Source organism: Streptomyces sp. MB09-02B, from assembly GCF_033794485.1.
GTDB lineage: Bacteria > Actinomycetota > Actinomycetes > Streptomycetales > Streptomycetaceae > Streptomyces.
Map to the genome: position 1 here is coordinate 1 of NZ_JARGEE010000874.1, position 1,274 is coordinate 1,274.

Below are 1,274 nucleotides of genomic sequence, written 5' to 3' on the forward strand. Positions count from 1 at the left end.
TTTCTTTATTTCTTCTTATTTGTTTTTTTCAAGCAACATACGGCATACGAGGTTTCGTCCTGACACGTTGGCTCGGAGATGGTTATAAGAGACAGCCCCCACCCCCATCCGCGCACTCCGCCCCTCGACGGAGCCCCACGTTGGGGACTTGTCGACATCTGAGGGGTGATTTCCGCCTCGGCGGTGAAGGTTGGGGCCCGAGGCGCGTAGCTTTGTCGCCAACACGCGGCCTGTAGGAGCAGTCTTGGGACGGAAGATCGGAAGCCGGTACACCGCGAACCAGATCCTGGGGCGGGGCAGCGCCGGCACGGTGTGGCTGGGTGAGGGTCCGGAAGGCCCCGTCGCCATCAAGCTGCTGCGCGAGGACCTCTCGTCCGACCAGGAACTCGTCAGCCGCTTCGTCCAGGAGCGCACCGCGCTGCTGGGTCTCGACCACCCGAACGTGGTCTCCGTCCGTGACCTCGTCGTCGACGGCAACGACCTCGCCCTCGTCATGGACCTCGTCCGGGGCACGGACCTGCGCACCCGCCTCGACCGGGAGCGGCGCATGGCCCCCGAGGCGGCGGTCGCCATAGTGGCCGACATCGCCGACGGCCTGGCGGCGGCGCACGCGGCCGGGGTCGTCCACCGGGACGTGAAGCCGGAGAACGTGCTGCTGGACATGCAGGGCCCACTGGGCCCCGGCGGCGCGCACCCGGCCCTCCTCACCGACTTCGGCGTCGCCAAACTGATCGATTCTCCTCAGCGCACCCGCGCCACGAAGATCATCGGAACACCGGACTATCTCGCCCCCGAGATCGTCGAGGGCCTGCCGCCCCGCGCGGCCGTGGACATCTACGCCCTCGCGACCGTGCTGTACGAACTGCTGGCCGGCTTCACCCCGTTCGGCGGCGGCCACCCCGGCGCCGTGCTGCGCCGCCATGTCACCGAGACGGTCGTCCCCCTCCCCGGCATCCCCGAGGAACTGTGGCAGCTCCTCGTACAGTGCCTCGCCAAGGCGCCGGCCTCGCGGCTGCGGGCCTCCGAGCTGGCCGCCCGGCTGCGGGAGCAGTTGCCGCTGCTGGCGGGGATGCCGCCGCTGGACGTAGACGAGCCGGGGACGGAGTCCGGCGACGGGTACGAGGAGGAGCCGGCCGAAGCCGCCGCCGCGCCGCGCGAGCGGGTGCGGCGCGGGGCGGTGCCGCTGGTGCCGGGAGCCAAACCGGACTCCAACCGGGACACCCATACGTCGATGCGGGTGCCGGGGCCGGACGAGCTGGCGGGGGGTGCGCGGG

Annotated in this window: 1 protein-coding gene; it reads left to right on the forward strand. The window is 70.5% G+C overall.

Features of this window, described 5'->3' with window-relative positions:
- Positions 1-244: 244 nt before the first annotated feature.
- Positions 245-1,274 (forward strand): serine/threonine-protein kinase (locus P1P70_RS44775; protein WP_319248262.1); only part of this gene is annotated, 1,030 nt, incomplete at its 3' end.